Source organism: Couchioplanes caeruleus, assembly GCF_003751945.1.
In the GTDB taxonomy this organism is placed as follows: domain Bacteria; phylum Actinomycetota; class Actinomycetes; order Mycobacteriales; family Micromonosporaceae; genus Actinoplanes; species Actinoplanes caeruleus.
Genome location: NZ_RJKL01000001.1, coordinates 4159357 through 4177842, shown reverse-complemented (window position 1 = coordinate 4177842; position 18486 = coordinate 4159357). Strand labels below are relative to the sequence as shown.

Genomic DNA, 18486 nt, shown 5'->3' with positions numbered 1-18486 from the left:
TCCCATCTCGGAGCACCTACGTACCCGGATGGATCGGCGTGCATGCGAAGGAATGACCGCGCCCCGAGCGGGGTAACACCTTGGCATGGTGCGGCAGATGATCTCCCGGCTCGAGAAGACCACTGCCCTGGATGCGGTCAGCGACCGCCTCCAGAGCGCCGTCCAGGCCGTGGCCAGGCCCAAGCGGCTTCGCGACCTGCTGCACGGCACCTGGCTGGGACACCCGCTGCACCCCGTCCTCGTGCAAGTACCGGTCGGCGCGTTCATGAGCGCCGCGGTGTTGGACGCACTACCCGGCCAGCGGAAGGCGGCGACCACGCTCATCGCCGTCGGGACCGCCGCCGCGGCTCCGGCCATCGCCGCCGGCTGGGTCGACTGGTCCTCGCTCTCCCGGGACCAGCGCCGGATCGGCCTGATCCACGCGACGGCCAACGCCGTCGCTCTCGGCCTCTACGCCGGGTCGCTCGTCGCCCGTTCCTCCGGTCGGTGGGGGCGGGGCCGCCTCCTTGCGTACGCCGGGTTGAGCGTGGCCGGCGGTGGGGCCTACCTCGGCGGTCACCTGTCCTATGAGCAGGGCGCCGGAATGAACGTGGCCGCACCGGAGAAGCTGAGACTGCCCGCGGACTGGGCCGAGGTGGGGGAGGTCGCCTCACTTCCCGAGGGCCGTCCGACGGTACGGACCATCGACGGCGTACGGGTCCTGCTGTACCGGGTCGGCGACGACGTGACGGCCATGGTCGAGCAGTGCGGGCATCAGGGCGGCCCCCTGGGCGAGGGTGAGATCGAGGGCTCGGGTGCGGACGCCTGCGTCGTCTGTCCCTGGCACGGAAGCACCTTCCGGCTCACCGACGGAGTGGTCCAGCACGGGCCGGCGGCAGGGGATCAGCCCACGCTTCGTACGCGCATCAGGGACGGCGTCCTGTCGATCGCCACCCCCTGACCACCGTCTGCCCAGGTCAGCGCCGTGTGTTCGGCGACACGGGGGGCCGATTTGGCGCTGCGGGAACGACCGGGTAATGTTTTGCGAGCCGGCAGGGAAACGGGCGAGGCAAGCGGAACGACCTGAGAGATCAGGGAGATCGGCTACCGGCCGTCCTGCCAAATCCTTCGAACTTCGGGATCGTAGCGGTGCTGCCTTGCGCAGAGTCGCCCCGAGCCCGGGACGAAGGGTGCGCTAGGAACGAACGGCACGAACCGGGGAATACCGGTTGACAGGGCCTGAAGGACCTAGTAAAGTTGAACGAGTGCCCCGAGGGCGGGTCGCCAAGCAAGGCGGCAAGTTTCTCGGTGTGTGGTTGTTCTTTGAGAACTCAACAGGGTGCTTGATAAGCCAGTGCCAAGAATGATTTACCCGGCCAGGCGTTTTGATTGTCTGGTGGGATTCCTTTGGCAGCATTACATGTTGCCGGGATGGATTCACAACAAGGTTTTTGTTGGAGAGTTTGATCCTGGCTCAGGACGAACGCTGGCGGCGTGCTTAACACATGCAAGTCGAGCGGAAAGGCCCTTTCGGGGGTACTCGAGCGGCGAACGGGTGAGTAACACGTGAGCAACCTGCCCTGGACTTTGGGATAACCCTCGGAAACGGGGGCTAATACCGGATACGACACGCCTTCGCATGGGGTGCGTGTGGAAAGTTTTTTCGGTCTGGGATGGGCTCGCGGCCTATCAGCTTGTTGGTGGGGTGATGGCCTACCAAGGCGACGACGGGTAGCCGGCCTGAGAGGGCGACCGGCCACACTGGGACTGAGACACGGCCCAGACTCCTACGGGAGGCAGCAGTGGGGAATATTGCACAATGGGCGGAAGCCTGATGCAGCGACGCCGCGTGAGGGATGACGGCCTTCGGGTTGTAAACCTCTTTCAGCAGGGACGAAGCGTAAGTGACGGTACCTGCAGAAGAAGCGCCGGCCAACTACGTGCCAGCAGCCGCGGTAAGACGTAGGGCGCGAGCGTTGTCCGGATTTATTGGGCGTAAAGAGCTCGTAGGCGGCTTGTCGCGTCGACTGTGAAAACCCGCGGCTCAACCGCGGGCCTGCAGCCGATACGGGCAGGCTAGAGTTCGGTAGGGGAGACTGGAATTCCTGGTGTAGCGGTGAAATGCGCAGATATCAGGAGGAACACCGGTGGCGAAGGCGGGTCTCTGGGCCGATACTGACGCTGAGGAGCGAAAGCGTGGGGAGCGAACAGGATTAGATACCCTGGTAGTCCACGCTGTAAACGTTGGGCGCTAGGTGTGGGGGACCTCTCCGGTTCTCTGTGCCGCAGCTAACGCATTAAGCGCCCCGCCTGGGGAGTACGGCCGCAAGGCTAAAACTCAAAGGAATTGACGGGGGCCCGCACAAGCGGCGGAGCATGCGGATTAATTCGATGCAACGCGAAGAACCTTACCTGGGTTTGACATCACTCGAAAACTCGCAGAGATGCGGGGTCCTTCGGGGCGGGTGACAGGTGGTGCATGGCTGTCGTCAGCTCGTGTCGTGAGATGTTGGGTTAAGTCCCGCAACGAGCGCAACCCTCGTTCGATGTTGCCAGCGCGTTATGGCGGGGACTCATCGAAGACTGCCGGGGTCAACTCGGAGGAAGGTGGGGATGACGTCAAGTCATCATGCCCCTTATGTCCAGGGCTTCACGCATGCTACAATGGCCGGTACAAAGGGTTGCGATACCGTGAGGTGGAGCGAATCCCAAAAAGCCGGTCTCAGTTCGGATCGGGGTCTGCAACTCGACCCCGTGAAGTCGGAGTCGCTAGTAATCGCAGATCAGCAACGCTGCGGTGAATACGTTCCCGGGCCTTGTACACACCGCCCGTCACGTCACGAAAGTCGGCAACACCCGAAGCCGGTGGCCTAACCCCTTGTGGGAGGGAGCCGTCGAAGGTGGGGCTGGCGATTGGGACGAAGTCGTAACAAGGTAGCCGTACCGGAAGGTGCGGCTGGATCACCTCCTTTCTAAGGAGCAACTAGACCGCGAAAGTGGTCCAGTAGCCCGCACTGCCCGGATGTGGTGGTGGGGTGCTCACAGGCGGAGACACTGGCCAGTGTTTGTCGGCAACGGTCACCACGATCTAGTACAGCCTCGTTTTGCGGGGTGGGAACGACACGGTGATGCGGCTGGCGGAACATGATTAGCACCCTGTTGGGTCCTGAAAGAACAACCGTGGCGGTCGTGGACCGTGGGTTGTTGTTTCGGACTTCGCCAGGCATGACCTGGCTGCTCATACCGCTCGAAATATGTCGGCTGGTGCCGTGATCGGGGTTTGGTGGGTGGTCGTGTGGGTTGTGGGTTGGTTGTTGGTTGAGAATTGCACAGTGGACGCGAGCATCTTGTTTTCTGTGGTTAAGTTGTCAAGGGCGAACGGTGGATGCCTTGGCACCAGGAGCCGATGAAGGACGTGGGAGGCCGCGATAGGCCTGGGGGAGCTGTCAACCTAGCTGTGATCCCAGGGTGTCCGAATGGGGAAACCTAGCACGAGTCATGTCGTGTTACCGCTAGCTGAATTCATAGGCTAGTTGGGGGGAACGCGGGGAAGTGAAACATCTCAGTACCCGTAGGAAGAGAAAACAACAGTGATTCCGTGAGTAGTGGCGAGCGAAAGCGGATGGAGCCTAAACCGTGCGCGTGTGATACCTGTCAGGGGTTGCGTGTGCGGGGTTGTGAGACCCGCATGTCTGTGCTGACACGCAGGCGAGGAGTTACAAAGTTGCTGGTTAGTCGAACGACGTGGGAAAGTCGGCCGTAGACGGTGAGAGCCCGGTAGACGAAAATCTGTGACCTCCTTGTGGTGTTCTCGAGTAGCAGCGGACCCCTGTAATCTGCTGTGAATCTGCCAGGACCACCTGGTAAGGCTGAATACTTCCTGGTGACCGATAGCGGACAAGTACCGTGAGGGAATGGTGAAAAGTACCCCGGGAGGGGAGTGAAATAGTACCTGAAACCGTTCGCCTACAATCCGTCAGAGCCTTTCGGGGTGATGGCGTGCCTTTTGAAGAATGAGCCTGCGAGTTAGTGGCATGTGGCGAGGTTAACCCGTGGGGGGTAGCCGTAGCGAAAGCGAGTCTGAAGAGGGCGTCTGAGTCGCATGTTCTAGACCCGAAGCGGGGTGATCTAGCCATGGGCAGGTTGAAGCGTGGGTAAGACTGCGTGGAGGACCGAACCCACCAACGTTGAAAAGTTGGGGGATGACCTGTGGTTAGGGGTGAAAGGCCAATCAAACTCCGTGATAGCTGGTTCTCCCCGAAATGCATTTAGGTGCAGCGTCGCGTGTTTCTTGCCGGAGGTAGAGCACTGGATGGTCTAGGGGGCCTACAAGCTTACCGAAATCAGCCAAACTCCGAATGCCGGTAAGTGAGAGCGCGGCAGTGAGACTGCGGGGGATAAGCTTCGTAGTCGAGAGGGAAACAGCCCAGATCACCAGCTAAGGCCCCTAAGCGTGTGCTAAGTGGAAAAGGATGTGGGGTCGCATAGACAACCAGGAGGTTGGCTTAGAAGCAGCCATCCTTTAAAGAGTGCGTAATAGCTCACTGGTCAAGTGGTTCCGCGCCGACAATGTAGCGGGGCTCAAGCACACCGCCGAAGCTGTGGCACTCACACAATGACTCCGCCATGATCCTTGAGGTTGTGGTGCAGGTGTGTGGGTGGGTAGGGGAGCGTCGTGTAGCGGGTGAAGCGGCGGAGTGATCCAGCCGTGGACGCTACACGAGTGAGAATGCAGGCATGAGTAGCGAATGAAGGGTGAGAAACCCTTCCGCCGGATGACCAAGGGTTCCAGGGCCAGGCTAATCCGCCCTGGGTGAGTCGGGGCCTAAGGCGAGGCCGAGAGGCGTAGTCGATGGATAACGGGTTGATATTCCCGTACCCGCAAAGGAGCGCCCACGACGAACCTCACTGTGCTAACTGCTTGAAGTGCCGGCGGTCTTCGGACCTAAGGCATGGAGACCAGGACCCTGGTGGGTAGTAGTTGAGCGATGGGGTGACGCAGGAAGGTAGCTGATCCCGGCCGGTGGTTGTGCCGGGGTAAGCGTGTAGGCCGGACTATAGGCAAATCCGTAGTCCATGAGGCTGAGACGTGATGCCGAGCCGATTCAGGTGAAGTCAGTGATCCTATGCTGCCGAGAAAAGCCTCTAGCGATGTTCCGAGCGGCCCGTACCCCAAACCGACACAGGTGGTCAGGTAGAGAATACCGAGGCGACGGGCGAACTGTGGTTAAGGAACTCGGCAAATTGCCCCCGTAACTTAGGGAGAAGGGGGGCCGGACGCGTGAAGCCCCTTGCGGGTGGAGCGTGGTATGGCCGCAGAGAGCAGGGGGAAGCGACTGTTTACTAAAAACACAGGTCCATGCGAAGTCGTAAGACGATGTATATGGACTGACGCCTGCCCGGTGCTGGAACGTTAAGGGGACCTGTTAGCTCTTCGGGGCGAAGCGGAGAACTTAAGCGCCAGTAAACGGCGGTGGTAACTATAACCATCCTAAGGTAGCGAAATTCCTTGTCGGGTAAGTTCCGACCTGCACGAATGGCGTAACGACTTCCCCACTGTCTCAACCACAGGCCCGGCGAAATTGCAGTACGAGTAAAGATGCTCGTTACGCGCGGCAGGACGGAAAGACCCCGGGACCTTTACTATAGCTTGACATTGGTATCCGAATGTAATTGTGTAGGATAGGTGGGAGCCGGTGAAGCTCGGACGCCAGTTCGGGTGGAGGCAATCTTGAAATACCACTCTGTTGGATTTGGGTATCTAACTTGCGGCCCTGATCGGGTCGAGGGACAGTGTCTGGTGGGTAGTTTAACTGGGGCGGTTGCCTCCTAAAAGGTAACGGAGGCGCCCAAAGGTTCCCTCAGCCTGGTTGGCAATCAGGTGTTGAGTGTAAGTACATAAGGGAGCTTGACTGTGAGACTGACAGGTCGAGCAGGGACGAAAGTCGGGACTAGTGATCCGGCACTTGCGTGTGGAAGCGGTGTCGCTCAACGGATAAAAGGTACCCCGGGGATAACAGGCTGATCTTCCCCAAGAGTCCATATCGACGGGATGGTTTGGCACCTCGATGTCGGCTCGTCGCATCCTGGGGCTGTAGCAGGTCCCAAGGGTTGGGCTGTTCGCCCATTAAAGCGGTACGCGAGCTGGGTTTAGAACGTCGTGAGACAGTTCGGTCCCTATCCGCCGTGCGCGTTGGATACTTGAGAAGGGCTGTCCCTAGTACGAGAGGACCGGGACGGACGAACCTCTGGTGTGCCAGTTGTCCCGCCAGGGGCACGGCTGGTTAGCTACGTTCGGAAGGGATAACCGCTGAAAGCATCTAAGCGGGAAGCTCGCTTCGAGATGAGGTATCCCACCACCTTGAGTGGGTAAGGCCCCCAGCTAGACGACTGGGTTGATAGGCCGGAAATGTAAGCCAGGTAACTGGTTCAGTTGACCGGTACTAATAGGCCGAGGGCTTAACCACATCATATTTGATACTCTATGCGTCCACTGTGTGATTCACAGCAAACAACCACCCCTCACCCCCCTGGGTGATATTCCAGGGGGTTGCTGGTGAAGAGGTTGTTTCCGCTGATAGATGTTTCGGTGGTTATAGCGGAGGGGAAACGCCCGGTCTCATTCCGAACCCGGAAGCTAAGCCCTCCAGCGCCGATGGTACTGCACTCGGGAGGGTGTGGGAGAGTAGGACGCCGCCGGACTTAACGTGAAGAAACGCCCACCCCCTGGCCGGGGGTGGGCGTTTCTGCGTTTACCTGAAAGGTTTCCAGGCCGATCCCGGGTAGAAGGGGTCGGCCTTTCGCCATTTCTGGGAATCAACTTCCGCCGTCGAATCAGCGATGGACCCGGCTGGTGCGGTGGGCCGGGCGATCGCCGAGGTCAACCTGGCCGCCACCCCTGTACGCCCACCTCGGGCAGTTGTCGACGGCGGCGGGCACGCCCGCGCATTCGGCATCGCCACTGGATACCGGGGTGACGCAGGGCGTAGGTTGACCTTCCTGAAGGGACGCGCCGTGTAGGGAACCGAGGGGTCGGGTAATAGGTGGACATGATTGTCCGGGTGCTGCGGGCGGCCGTCCTGGCGGCTGCCCTTGCGTTGGGCGGGTGCTCGCTGGCCGACGACGGTGGGCGGGACTACAACCCGGCCCATCAGCCTGACTACGTCCTTCCCGCCCATGACGGCTCCTCGGATCCCGCGCCGCTACCGACGTGGCCGGGGTCCGGGACTGGCCTGGGACTCCCCGGGTTGGGCCAGGCCGCACCGAGCGAACCGGACCAGAGCGTCCGCGGCGGCACCGGGTACGCCGCCAAGCCGTACACCTTCCAGCTCGCCAGTGGCGCCGATGTCGTGCGGGTGAGCGTCGCCGACCTCGGCGGCGCGCTGTACGACGTCTCCACCCCGGGCGACTCGAAGGCGGCGCCGACCGTCGACGTTGACAAGGCGTCCGTGGTGGCCCGCCTGCGGAACACCGGAAAGGCCGGCCCCTCCCTCGTCACCGTGCTGCTCGCCCGGGACGTGCGGTGGCATGTGCGGCTCACCGGCGGCGCCAGCGACGAGGCCGTCGATCTCACCGGGGCGACGCTCGGCGGGGATGTCGAGCTCAGCGCCGGCACCAGCCGTGCCGAGGTGACCCTGCCGGCGGCCGCCGGTACGCAGAAGGTCGCCCTGAGCGGCGGTGCGAGCCTGCTCGAGGTTCGCCTCGGCGGCTCCGCGCCGGTGCGGGTCGCGGCTCGGGACGGGGCCGGAGATGTCAGGATCGATGGTCAGCCACAGGCCGGGGTCGCCGGAGGCTTCGTCTACGCCGCGCCCGGCTGGGAGACGGCCAAGGACCGGTTCGACATCGACGCCGCCGAGGGCGTCTCTTCCCTCACCGTCACCCACGGCTGACCGCCGCCACGGCGATCGTGGGAACGAGGGTTCGACGCATGTCTGGAGACGCTTCTCGATCGGCGTGGCCGGCGAGTGAATGAGCGGTGGCAACCGTCTGACCAAGGTCAGAGAAGCTGCTACCGTCAGAAGATGGACCAGGCCGAGCTGGTGCTGGAGTTCAACCGCAACTACACCCGGCGCATCGGGGACCTGACCGACCGGTATCTCGGACAGCGCCGCCCGCTGGGCGAGGCCCGGCTGCTCTTCGAGATCGGCGCGGGAGCCGAGGTGCGCGATCTCCGCATGCGGCTCGGGCTCGACTCCGGCTATCTGAGCCGGCTGCTGCATTCCCTGGAGGCCGAGGGCCTCGTCGAGGTCGCCGCGCGGCCGGACGATCGCCGGGTGCGAGTCGCCGAGCTGACCGATGCAGGGGTCCTTGAGTTGGCCGACCTGGACGCCCGTTCGCGGGAGGCGGTCGATGCGCTGCTCAACCCGCTCACCCCGGAGCAGCGGGAGCGGCTGATCGCCGCCCAGGAACAGGTATGGCGTCTGCTGCGGCTCGCCGCCGTGGACATCCAACGGCTCGACGACGCGTCGGGGATCGCGCGGGAGTGCCTGCTGACGTACGCGGCCGAGCTCGAGGACCGGTTCCCGGAGGGTTACGACGCCTCCACCCTGACACCGCCGGGGCAGTTGGCGCTGCTCGTGGCTTGGGAGGACGGTGGTGCGGTGGGCTGCGTGGCATGGCGGCGGCTCGGGCCGAAGACGGCCGAGGTGCGGCATCTCTGGGTCGGGCGGCGGGCTCGCGGCATCGGGCTGGGGCGCCGGCTGCTGCAGGAGATCGAGGCGGATGCGGCGGCGCACGGGTTCACGACGATCCGGCTCGGCACGCACCGGGCGCTGACGGAGGCGATCGAGCTGTACCGCAGCAGTGGGTACCGCGAGATCGAGCCCTACGACGGCTCGCCGTACAACCAGATGGCCTTCGAGAAGGGCGCCGCCTAGCCGGTCGACGCGTGGATCTACGGCGCCTTCTCGCACAATGCCTTGATCGGCATATCCGCGTCGGGAACGTGGCCGGGCGGCCACGGGGAGCCGTACAGCTCGGCCGACATCACCACGGTCATCCACGGCACCCACGGGCTGCGCAGCATCATCGGCTGGGCGCCCGCGAAGTAGAGGTTCACCGACCAGTCGAGGGGATTCGGCTGGATCAGGATCAGCGAGCGGAATTCGTACTCCTGTTCGCCGTTCCGGTCGCGCAGCACGAGTCGCTGGCTGGTGATGGTGGCGGCCTGCCGTCCCTCGTGGCGCCAGCCGGCCCGGGTCCGGGCGCAGTTGCCGTTGCTGGTGAAGAAGTAGCCGCCGCTGGCGAAGATGCCGCTCGAGTAGTCCACGTCTGCGGAGAAGTACGCGAGTACGTCGACGGGAAAGGCGCCGTACTCGTGCTCCTCCGGGCGGAGCGCGACGGTCGGCGTCACCGGAGCGGGGTGCCCGCCGCGGTGGACGAGGCGGGCGAGCAGAGACATGGAGCGCCATCCCGCGTCGGTCTGTTCCTTCGTGAAATCCCACGTCACCCTGGTCACGACACCCACCGTGACACGCTCCGCCGAGCCGCCACCAGTGCTTTCGCCCGGCCGTGCGGCGAATTGCCCGGAGCGCGGAGACCCCTCAGCCGAACGTCCGGTATGAACCCCCCACCGGATGCCACCCGGACGAAGGACAACCCGGCGAGTCGGCACCCGGAAGCCTCACCGCCTGGTAAGGCCGGTCGCGGCACAACACGCGCCGAAGGTGGAGTGCGACCCGCAGGGGCAGGGGTGGGCGTGCCGGACGACGCGAAGCCGCGGCGGCGCATAGGCGACGAAGGCCATGCCCAGCGGGTCCCTCGCCGAGCGCATGGCCTGCGCCACGGACTCCCGGCGGACCAGGAAGTTGTCGAGGAAATGCTGGCCGAAGCGGGCTCCCAGACTTTCGTCTGGACCGCCACATAGGAAACCGGCGCCAGGAGCAGGATCGGAAGCGGCAGGTTGCCGAGGTAGTCGAACAGGTCGGTCAGTGCGGACATGGTCAGCGCCCGCCCTGGACACCGCCGCGCTCGGTCAGCATCGGATGGGTGGCGTCACTCTCCTGGTTGTCGCCGAGGGCGGGCCTGCGTCCGTCCAGGAAGTACGCCAGGGTCCAGCCCTTCTTGCGCTGCGTCAGGATGAAGACCACGAGCAGCAGGAAGTACGTGGCGAAGCCGGCGAAGAGCCCGATTCCGTACGCCGCGAACAGGGTGGTCTGTTCGGGGAAGAGCGCCAGTATCGCGCCGCCGCCGACCGCGCCGACGAGGGACAGCAGGTCGAGCAGCTTGACCGAGCCGCGGTAGCGGTTGACGAAGTAGGTGTTCCAGCCGATGACGACGCCGAAGAAGAACGCGCCCCATTCGATGAAGGTCATGGATTATGGTTTGCGGCTCCGTATCCTTCGGACAATCCGTCATTCATCCCGTACTCTTAGTGATCTTCCTCGAGGAAGGCGAGAGTCGTCGACGCGAACAGCGGGGACAGGAACAGGTTGTAGTGGGTGAGGCCCGGCAGGATCGCCAGGGCGTGCCCGCCCTTGGGCCGGCCCTCACCGGTCCACCCGCCGTCGCGGAGCCCGCCGTCGAGCAGCTCGAAGATCTCCACGAAGTGGCTCGGCGGCACCAGGTCGGCGTCGGCGCCCATCACCAGCGTCGGCACCTGGAGGCCGCGCACCTCCTCGGTGAAGTCGAAGTCCTTCGCCATCGCCGCGCCGATCTTGTCGAGCAGCCGCGGGAAGTCCTCCGGCCGGGGAGCCACGCGCTGGTAGAGCTCGTACATCGGGGTGTCCTTCATGAACTCGGCCGCCGCGGCGCCGACCTGGCCCTGCTGTGCGAGGATTTCCGGGTACGTGGCGTCGCGTCGGATTCCGGCCGACGCGGTGACCAGGCGGCCCACCTTCTCCGGGTGGCGGATCGCGACCAGCAGCGCCACGCCGCCGCCGAGGGAGTAGCCGACCACGTCCGGGCGCTCCAGCCCGAGGTGGTCGATGAGGGCGGCGACGTCGTCGGCCATCGACCGGATGTCGAGCGGGCGGTCGATGTCGGCGGTCCGGCCGTGACCCTGCAGGTCGACCAGGACGACCTGGTGGTTCTCGCTGAAGGTGCCGATGAGCGGCCCGAACATCTCGCCCGAGCCGAGGCCGCCGTGCAGGAGGACCATCGGACGTCCCGTCCCGTAGGTCTCGTAGTAGAGGTTGATCCCGTTGACGTCCGCGTACCGGCCCGAGCCGGCGCTGTCGGCGGTCCACTGGGTGGCGGTCATGTCGACTCCTCGTGCGCTTCGTGCGATCTGACGTAGGGGTAGACCGGGTCCGCACCCCGAACTCATCGCTGAGTTCGGCTATTTTTTGCCCGTGGATGATGTGGCGCGGCTCGAGGCGTACCGGCCCGAGCTGACGGCGTACTGCTATCGCATGCTGGGTTCTGCCTTCGAGGCCGAGGACGCGGTGCAGGACGCCCTGCTCCGGGCCTGGCGCGGCCTCGACGGCTTCGAGGGGCGTTCCGCGCTGCGGTCCTGGCTCTACCGGATCGCGACGAACGTCTGCCTGACAATGCTGGACAGCGCCCAGCGGCGGGTCCGGCCGATGGACCTCGGACCGGCCGGGTCGGGCCGGTCGACCGGCGCGGGGGAGCCGCGACCGGAGGAGATCTGGGTGGGACCGGTGCCGGACACCCGGGTGCTGCCCGAGCGCGCCGACCCGGCGGACGTCGTCACCGTCCGCGAGTCGATCCGGCTGGCTTTCGTCGCCGCGCTGCAGCATCTGCCGCCGAAGCAGCGGGCCGTGCTGATCCTGCGCGAGGTTCTCGCCTGGTCGGCGCAGGAGGTGGCCGACCTGCTCGACACGTCGGTCGCCGGCGTCAACAGTGCCCTCCAGCGGGCCCGCGTCACGATCGCGGCCGCGGACACCGACGCCGATGTTCACCGGCCGCTCGACGACGAGCAGCGGACGCTGCTGACCCGCTACGTGACGGCGTTCGAGGCGTACGACCTGCGGGCGCTGACGACGCTGCTGCACGAGGACGCGACGCTGTCGATGCCGCCGCTGCCGCTGTGGCTGCGCGGCCACGACGACATCGCCGCCTGGATGTCCGGCACGGGCAGCGGGTGCCGCGGCTCCCGCCTCGTGCCGGTGGTGGCCAGCGGCCTTCCGGCCTTCGGCCAGTACCGGTCCTGCCTGGACGGCACCGGCCACGACCCCTGGGCGCTGATCGTCCTGGAGATCTCGGCCGGGCGGATCGCGGCGGTCAACAATTTCCTCGACACGGCCCGCCTGTTCCCGCTCTTCGGTCTGCCCGCCCACCTGGAGTAGGAGCGGCGGAACTCACATCATTGCGGTAGAGCAGAGGGCGACCGCGGAGCACGAGACCGCACGCGCTGTTCGGCGGCACGGGTCCGGTCAAGTCCTCGCGGTAGGCGGCCCGGCACACGTGCCGTAGCCCGTCATCGTCGCGATCAGCTCGTAGTTCTCCCGCAGCTCCACGTTGTGGAACGGAGACATCGGGCCGAGCAGCATGGCCTGCCGCGGGCTGAACAGGGCGTGCCAGAAATGGGGTCGGAGTCCGTGGACATGGTCACCGGGACGAGCTGATCCACGGGGTCGAGTGGCAGGTCCGGGTAGGAGGAGTCCGGCTCGCCGATGGGTTGGGCCCGGTAGCAGTGCTCCCCGTCCGGCAGCGTGCCGTCGAGTGGGCACATCTGCGAGTACAGCGGGTGGAAAGAGGACTCGGAACTGGTGCTGTAACGAAAATACTTGCGGCTCCCGTCGGGGAAGTGCACTGTCGCCATCCACGGACCCATGGACCGTAGGGTACGAAGGTCGCGTCCCTGTTCACGGAGTGAGGACGACTTTGCCGGCCGTGGTGCCGGACTCGGCCAGGCGCAGAGCCTCGGCGGCGCTGGTGAGCGGGAACCGGGCGCCGATCCGGGCGGTGATGTGCCGCTGCGCCATGGCGGTCAGGACCTGGGTGAGGTCCTGGCGCAGCCGGGCCTGGAAGCGCCGTCTGGCCAGGCCGCGGCCGGCCCAGATGTTGTAGAAGTAGGCGTGCCGACCGTTGGGCAGCGCGTTCCACGCCCACACCCTGCCCAGGACCTTGAGAACGGGAAGCTGCTTGGAGCCGGAGTCGTCGCGGGTGGCCGCGCTGCCGTAGGCGACCAGGGTCCCGCCCCGGGCGAGCAGCCGCCACGAGTCGGGCACGCTGGCGGGACCGAGGTGGTCGAAGACCGCGTCGACGCCGCCGGGTGCCAGCTCACGCACGGCGGTGGCCACGTCGGTGCGGTAGTCGATCGGGATGACGCCCAGCTCACGCAGGCTCTCGTGGTGGCGGGGGGAGGCGGTGCCGATGACCCGTACGCCGGCGAGCCGGGCCAACTGCACCAGCGTGGAGCCGACACCACCGTTGGCACCGTGCACCAGGATCGTCTGACTGGCCCGGATCCGGGCCTTGCGGTGCAGCATCTGCCAGGCGGTGATGCCGTTGACCACGACGGTCGACGCCTCCACGGGGTCGAGGCCGGCGGGCAGCGGCACCAGGTCGGCGGCATCCACGACCACGTGGCTGGCCCAGCCACCCACCTTGGTCAGTACGGCGACGCGCTCGCCCAGCCGGGCGGTGGCGTCGTCCCCGATCGCGTGGACGACGCCGACCAGGTCATAGCCCGGCACGAACGGGAACGGCGGCTGGTCGTAGTAGCGGCCCCGGCGCATCTGCTGCTCGGCGAAGGAGACCCCGGTGGCCTCCATCCGGACCACCACCTGTCCCGGGCCGGGGACCGGCACCGGCACCGTGCGCACCTGCAGTCCTTCGGGCTCCGCCACGCCGGGGAGCACGATCTCGGTCCGCTGCTCGGTCGTCTCGGTCATCGCCGTCATCTCCAGATCGCTACCGCCTCTCAGGAGTGTTAGAGGCTCTAACGGAAGTATTATGGGCTCACTGAGCGGTTGTCAACCGCGAAAGGAAGGGAAGGCGATGGCCGACGACGACAGGCTCATCTTCGGCACGCCGGTGCCGGGCTACTCCGCCCCGCCCGAGGCGACCACGATCGCCGACAGCCTCATGAGGGTCCTCGTCGAGGCGTTCGCCGGGGACGCCGCGCCCGCCGGCCGGGCGCTCACCTTCTGGACCCGGCTGCACGGCGTCGTCAGCCTCGAGATCGCCGGCCATTTCGCCGGCATGGACTTCGACCCGGCCCTGCACTACGCCGCGGAGACCTGTGGAGCGGTGGTGAAGGCCGGTGCCCGCCCTCGTCGATATGCGTCTGCGGGTCGGCCGCGGCGACTACGTGAGCATCGTGGGACCGTCCGGGTCGGGTAAGTCGACGTTGCTCGACATCCTCGGCCTGCTGGCCGCCGGCGCTCCGGCCGTCGGCGCCGTGGTGGGCCTGCTCGCGGGGCTCTACCCGGCCATGCGCGCCGCCCGCCCGTGCGAGCGCATGAGCTCGGCCTGTGCGGCCTCGACATATCGGGTGACCGCGGAGTTGTGGTAGATGCCTGCCGCGTCGGTGTCGATCCAGCCCACCCGGGTGCGGTGCACCCCGCGTGGGGTGTAGGCGTCGCTCACCGCGGCGTCCAGCGCAGATGCACCTGCTGGCCGGCCTGCTGCCGCAGGAGCGCCAGCCGCGGCGGGATCTTGTCGGTGCGCGACGTCGGCGGCTTGCGGCTGCCGGCCCGGAACTGGATCGGCCAGTCGGCACCCTCGCCCCGGTAGCCCTGCTCCGCCGCGGCGTGCAGCGTCCACTGGGGATCGTAGAGGTGGGTACGGCCCAGGGCGCACAGGTCCGCCCGGCCCGCCAGCAGGATGGAGTTGACGTCGTCGTAGGAGGAGATGGCACCCACGGCGATGACCTTGGCGCCCGCCGGCCCGGCGACGAGCTGGCGGATCCGGTCGGCGAACGGGGTCTGGTAGGAGCGGCCGTACGCCGGTTGCTCCTCCTCGGTGACCTGCCCGGAGGACACGTCGATGGCCGCCGCTCCGTGCTCGGCGAAGGCCCGGGCGATCTCGACGGCGTCGTGCTCGGTGTTGCCGTCGGGCACCCAGTCGGTCGCCGAGATGCGTACGGTCACCGGGATCTCGCCGGGCACGGCCGTGTGGACCGCGTCGAAGACCTCCAGGGGGAACCGCAGGCGGTTGGCCAGCGTGCCGCCGTACTCGTCGGTGCGCTTGTTCGCCACCGGCGAGAGGAAGGAGGACAGGAGATAGCCGTGCGCGGCGTGGACCTCGACCAGGTCGAAGCCCGCGTCGACGGCACGCCGGGCGGCGTCCACGAAATCGGCCACCACCTTGTCCAGGTCGGCGCGGCCGGCCTCGCGGGGTAGATGACAACCCTGACCGTACGGCAGCGCCGACGGGCCGATGACCTCCCAGTTGTCCTCGGCGAGGGGTCGGTCCATGCCGTCCCACATGAGCCCGGTGGAGCCCTTGCGCCCCGAGTGGCCGAGCTGGACGCCGATCTTCCCCGTCGTCCGGGTGTGCACGAAGTCGGTCACCCGCCGGTACGCGTCGCGCTGCTCGTCGTTCCACAGCCCGGTGCAGCCGGGGGTGATCCTGCCCTCCGGCGAGACGCAGACCATCTCGGTCATGACGAGCCCCGCGCCGCCGAGCGCCTTGGAACCGAGATGCACCAGGTGGAAGTCGTCGGGTACGCCGTCGGTCGCCGAGTACATGTCCATCGGCGACACGATGATCCGGTTCTTCAGGCGCAGCGGCCCGATGCCGACCGGCTGGAACATCGCGGGCACGACCTCGGTCGACCCCACCGCCTCGGCGAACGCCGCCTCGATGCGGTGGGCGAACTCCGCGTCGCGCTCCTTGAGGTTCTCGAAGGTGATGCGCCGGGAACGGGTCAGCAGGTTGAAGCAGAACTGGGCGGGGTCCTGCCCGGCGTACATGCCGATGTTCTCGAACCACTCGAGCGAGGCCTGCGCCGCGCGCTGGGTCGACTCCACCACCGGCTTGCGCTCGGTCTCGTACGCCTCGAGCGCGTCGGCGAGCGACGGCCGCTCGTGCAGGCACGCCGCCAGGGCGAGGGCGTCCTCCATCGCGAGCTTCGTGCCGGAGCCGATGGAGAAGTGCGCGGTGTGCGCGGCGTCCCCGAGGAGGACGACGTTGCGGTCGTGCCAGCGCCGGTTGCGTACGGTCGTGAAGTTGAGCCACTTCGAGTTGTTGGTGAGCACCTCGTGGCCGGCGAGCTCGCCGGCGAAGATCGCCTTGATCTTCTCGACGGCGTGCTCGTCGGAGGCGCCCGGCGGCAGCGCCACGCCCTCGGTGGCGTCGAATCCGGCGCGGCGCCAGACGTCCTCGTGCATCTCGACGATGAAGGTCGATCCGCTCGCGGAGTACGGGTACCCGTGGATCTGCATGGTGCCCCACTCCGTCTGCTTGACGAAGAACTGGAACGCCTCGAAGACCAGGTCGGTGCCCAGCCAGATGTACTTGTTCGCCCGGTGGTCGAGGGCCGGCGCGAAGGTGTCCGCGTACTTGGTCCGGATCCTCGAGTTGACGCCGTCGGCGGCCACCACCAGGTCGAACGACGTACGCAGCTCGTCGGCGTCGGGGGCCTCGGTCTCGTAGTGCACGGTCACGCCGAGGTCCGCGGCACGCCGCTGGAGCAGGTGCAGCAGGTCCTTGCGGCTCATCGCGGCGAAGCCCTGCCCGCCGACCGTGAAGCTGTGCCCGTCGACGTCGATGTCGATGTCGGTCCAGCGGGCGAAGCGGCGGGCCATCTCGTCGTGGATGACCGTGTCGGCGTTCTCGATGCCGCCCAGCGTCTCGTCGGAGAACACGACGCCGAAGCCGAAGGTGTCGTCGGGGGCGTTGCGTTCCCAGACGGTGATCTCGTGGCCCGGGTCGAGCTGCTTCATCAGGGCGGCGAAGTAGAGGCCTCCGGGGCCGCCGCCGGCGATGGCGATTCTCACGCGGATTCCTGCTCTCGTTCGACGTGCTGCCGCAGCACGTAGCGCTGCAGCTTGCCGCTGGGGTTGCGGGGGAGCGACGTGCAGAAGCGGACTTCGCGGGGATATTTGTACGGCGCCAACTGCTGCTTGACGTAGTCCTGGATCTCCTTGGCCTTCGCCGCGTCGCCCTCGACGCCGTCCACCAGCACGACGAAGGCGCACACGATAGAGCCCCGGTCGGCGTCGGGCTTGGCGACGACCGCGGACTCCGCCACGTCCGGGTGCGTGTTGACGGCCGACTCGACCTCCGGCCCGCCGATGTTGTAGCCCGACGAGACGATCATGTCGTCGGTCCGTGAGCAGTAGAAGAAGTAGCCGTCCTGGTCTCGGTAGAAGGTGTCGCCCGTGACGTTCCAGCCGTCGACGACGTAACCGGCCTGGCGCTCGTCGTCCAGGTAGCGGCAGCCGACCGGGCCGATCACGGCCAGCCTGCCCTCGGCGCCGGGTGGCAACTCCTTGCCGTCGGGTCCGAGGATCGTCGCCCGGAAGCCGGGCACCGGCTTGCCGGTCGCGCCGGGACGGATGTCGTCCCCGGCCGCGGAGATGAAGATGTGCAGCAGCTCGGTGGCGCCGATGCCGTCGATGATCTTCAGCCCGATGGCGGCCTCGGTCTCGTCCCGGACGCTGCGCGGAATGTGCTCTCCCGCGCTCACCGCCACGCGGAGGCCGCGCAGCTTCTCGATCTTTCCGGACTTCAGGATCTGCCGGTACGCCGTCGGCGCGGTGGCCAGCGCCGTGACCCCGTGCTCCGCGACGAGGTCCGCGAGCTGCGTCGGTGTCGCGCTTTCCACCAGGAACACACAGGCGCCCGCCCGGAACGGGAAGACCACGAGCATGCCGAGCCCGAAGGTGAACCCGAGCGGGGCCGTACAGGCGACGACGTCGTCGGGGGTGAGCTTGAGGACCTCCTGGCCGAACGTGGCGTCGATGGCCAGCAGGTCTCGGTGGAAATGTGTGGTGATCTTGGGAGTGCCGGTGCTGCCCGAGGTGGGCCCGAACAGGGCGACGTCGTCGGCGGCCGTCGCGACGGCCGCGAACCCGCCCGGCTTGGCGGCGCAGAGCGCGGTCAGATCGCCCTCGCCGGGGCCACCGAACGGCACCACCGCGAGGTCGAGGGCCCCGGAGTCGCGGACGGTCTCCACCTCCGCGGTGAACCGGTGGTCCACCAGCGCGATCGCCGGTCGTGCCTTGGACACCACCGGGGCGAGGTCGCGGGCGCGCAGCGCCGCCATCGTCGTGACGGCGATGCCCCCGGCTTTCAGCACGCCGAGCCAGCAGGCCACCATCCACGGGTTGTTGGGGGAGCGGAGCAGCACCCGGTTGCCGGGTTCGAGGCCGAGGTCCTCGACCAACACCTGGGCGACCTGGTCGGCATGCCGCTGGAGCTCCCCGTAGCTCCACGTCTCGCCCGAGTCGGTGCGGATCGCCGGTCGGTCGGGGCCGAAGGTGGCGACCGCGACGTCCACGAGCTCCGCGGCCGCGTTGAGGCGTTCCGGATACTGCAGCAGATCGGTGGTGAACTCGAGATGCGGCCACTGGTCGAACGGCGGCAGGTGGTCGCGGGCGAAGGTGTCGGTGTGGGCCGAGGGGGAGAGCTGCATCGGAAGTCCTTTCCAGG

At 66.6% G+C, this 18486-nt stretch carries 12 protein-coding genes and 3 rRNA genes; 9 read left to right on the top strand and 6 right to left on the bottom strand.

Annotation, left to right across the window (positions count from 1 at the left end):
• Window positions 1-85 precede the first annotated feature (85 nt).
• The 6 genes from EDD30_RS18635 (at window position 86) to EDD30_RS18610 (ending at window position 8855) form a co-directional block, all read left to right on the top strand.
• The gene (locus EDD30_RS18635; RefSeq protein ID WP_211277673.1) at window positions 86-940 is read left to right on the top strand and encodes a Rieske (2Fe-2S) protein; all 855 of its coding nucleotides are present in this window, start codon (window positions 86-88) and stop codon (window positions 938-940) included.
• A gap of 490 nt (window positions 941-1430) precedes the next feature.
• Window positions 1431-2951: ribosomal RNA gene (locus EDD30_RS18630) — 16S ribosomal RNA — on the top strand.
• 386 nt (window positions 2952-3337) lie between these two features.
• Window positions 3338-6446: ribosomal RNA gene (locus EDD30_RS18625) — 23S ribosomal RNA — on the top strand.
• 118 nt (window positions 6447-6564) lie between these two features.
• Window positions 6565-6681, top strand: a 5S ribosomal RNA gene (gene rrf / locus EDD30_RS18620).
• The 16S, 23S and 5S rRNA genes sit together here, the layout of an rRNA operon.
• A 341-nt stretch (window positions 6682-7022) precedes the next feature.
• Complete coding sequence (locus EDD30_RS18615) at window positions 7023-7868, top strand: hypothetical protein (protein WP_143162929.1); 846 nt, start codon at window positions 7023-7025, stop codon at window positions 7866-7868.
• A 132-nt stretch (window positions 7869-8000) separates the two neighbouring features.
• Complete coding sequence (locus EDD30_RS18610; RefSeq protein WP_071808290.1) at window positions 8001-8855, top strand: bifunctional helix-turn-helix transcriptional regulator/GNAT family N-acetyltransferase; 855 nt, start codon at window positions 8001-8003, stop codon at window positions 8853-8855.
• Between the two features lie 17 nt (window positions 8856-8872).
• On the opposite strand, the gene EDD30_RS18605 is transcribed toward EDD30_RS18610, so the two are convergent.
• From EDD30_RS18605 to EDD30_RS18595, 3 genes are all read right to left on the bottom strand, one after another.
• Window positions 8873-9436, bottom strand: a complete 564-nt coding sequence (locus EDD30_RS18605) for a hypothetical protein (protein ID WP_143162930.1) — start codon at window positions 9434-9436, stop codon at window positions 8873-8875.
• A 484-nt stretch (window positions 9437-9920) separates the two neighbouring features.
• On the bottom strand, window positions 9921-10292 hold the full coding sequence (locus tag EDD30_RS18600) for a hypothetical protein (RefSeq protein WP_071808292.1): 372 nt from the start codon (window positions 10290-10292) through the stop codon (window positions 9921-9923).
• A gap of 56 nt (window positions 10293-10348) precedes the next feature.
• Entirely contained in the window at window positions 10349-11179 is an 831-nt protein-coding gene (locus EDD30_RS18595; RefSeq protein WP_071808293.1) for an alpha/beta fold hydrolase, read from the bottom strand.
• Window positions 11180-11264: 85 nt separating this feature from the next.
• Between EDD30_RS18595 and EDD30_RS18590 the strand changes: the two genes are divergently transcribed.
• Window positions 11265-12227: a sigma-70 family RNA polymerase sigma factor gene (locus EDD30_RS18590; RefSeq protein WP_394328304.1), complete on the top strand. Its 963-nt coding sequence runs from the start codon at window positions 11265-11267 to the stop codon at window positions 12225-12227.
• Window positions 12228-12746: 519 nt separating this feature from the next.
• Here the strand turns inward: EDD30_RS18590 and EDD30_RS18585 are convergent.
• Complete coding sequence (locus EDD30_RS18585; RefSeq protein WP_071808341.1) at window positions 12747-13778, bottom strand: medium chain dehydrogenase/reductase family protein; 1032 nt, start codon at window positions 13776-13778, stop codon at window positions 12747-12749.
• Between the two features lie 106 nt (window positions 13779-13884).
• Here EDD30_RS18585 and EDD30_RS39190 point away from each other — a divergent pair, with 106 nt between their 5' ends.
• Together EDD30_RS39190 and EDD30_RS41795 are read left to right on the top strand one after the other, a co-directional pair.
• Window positions 13885-14229, top strand: coding sequence for a TetR-like C-terminal domain-containing protein (locus tag EDD30_RS39190; RefSeq protein WP_244945308.1), 345 nt, complete (start codon window positions 13885-13887; stop codon window positions 14227-14229).
• Window positions 14168-14401: an ATP-binding cassette domain-containing protein gene (locus EDD30_RS41795; protein ID WP_084557128.1), complete on the top strand. Its 234-nt coding sequence runs from the start codon at window positions 14168-14170 to the stop codon at window positions 14399-14401. Before EDD30_RS39190 ends, EDD30_RS41795 begins: the two co-directional genes overlap by 62 nt.
• Window positions 14402-14471: 70 nt before the next feature.
• Here the strand turns inward: EDD30_RS41795 and EDD30_RS18565 are convergent, their stop codons facing one another.
• The gene (locus tag EDD30_RS18565; RefSeq protein WP_071808295.1) at window positions 14472-16829 is read right to left on the bottom strand and encodes a bifunctional salicylyl-CoA 5-hydroxylase/oxidoreductase; all 2358 of its coding nucleotides are present in this window, start codon (window positions 16827-16829) and stop codon (window positions 14472-14474) included.
• Window positions 16826-18469: an AMP-binding protein gene (locus tag EDD30_RS18560; protein WP_071808296.1), complete on the bottom strand. Its 1644-nt coding sequence runs from the start codon at window positions 18467-18469 to the stop codon at window positions 16826-16828. Before EDD30_RS18560 ends, EDD30_RS18565 begins: the two co-directional genes overlap by 4 nt.
• Window positions 18470-18486 lie beyond the last annotated feature (17 nt).

What these genes read in the sequence shown, in the direction of transcription:
- EDD30_RS18635 (WP_211277673.1), top strand. Translation starts at nt 86, where the DNA reads ATGGTGCGGCAGATGATCTCCCGGCTCGAGAAGACCACTGCCCTGGAT.
- EDD30_RS18610 (WP_071808290.1), top strand. Translation starts at nt 8,001, where the DNA reads ATGGACCAGGCCGAGCTGGTGCTGGAGTTCAACCGCAACTACACCCGG.
- EDD30_RS18600 (WP_071808292.1), bottom strand. Translation starts at nt 10,292, where the DNA reads ATGACCTTCATCGAATGGGGCGCGTTCTTCTTCGGCGTCGTCATCGGC.
- EDD30_RS18595 (WP_071808293.1), bottom strand. Translation starts at nt 11,179, where the DNA reads ATGACCGCCACCCAGTGGACCGCCGACAGCGCCGGCTCGGGCCGGTAC.
- EDD30_RS18585 (WP_071808341.1), bottom strand. Translation starts at nt 13,778, where the DNA reads ATGACCGAGACGACCGAGCAGCGGACCGAGATCGTGCTCCCCGGCGTG.
- EDD30_RS39190 (WP_244945308.1), top strand. Translation starts at nt 13,885, where the DNA reads ATGGCCGACGACGACAGGCTCATCTTCGGCACGCCGGTGCCGGGCTAC.
- EDD30_RS41795 (WP_084557128.1), top strand. Translation starts at nt 14,168, where the DNA reads ATGCGTCTGCGGGTCGGCCGCGGCGACTACGTGAGCATCGTGGGACCG.
- EDD30_RS18560 (WP_071808296.1), bottom strand. Translation starts at nt 18,469, where the DNA reads ATGCAGCTCTCCCCCTCGGCCCACACCGACACCTTCGCCCGCGACCAC.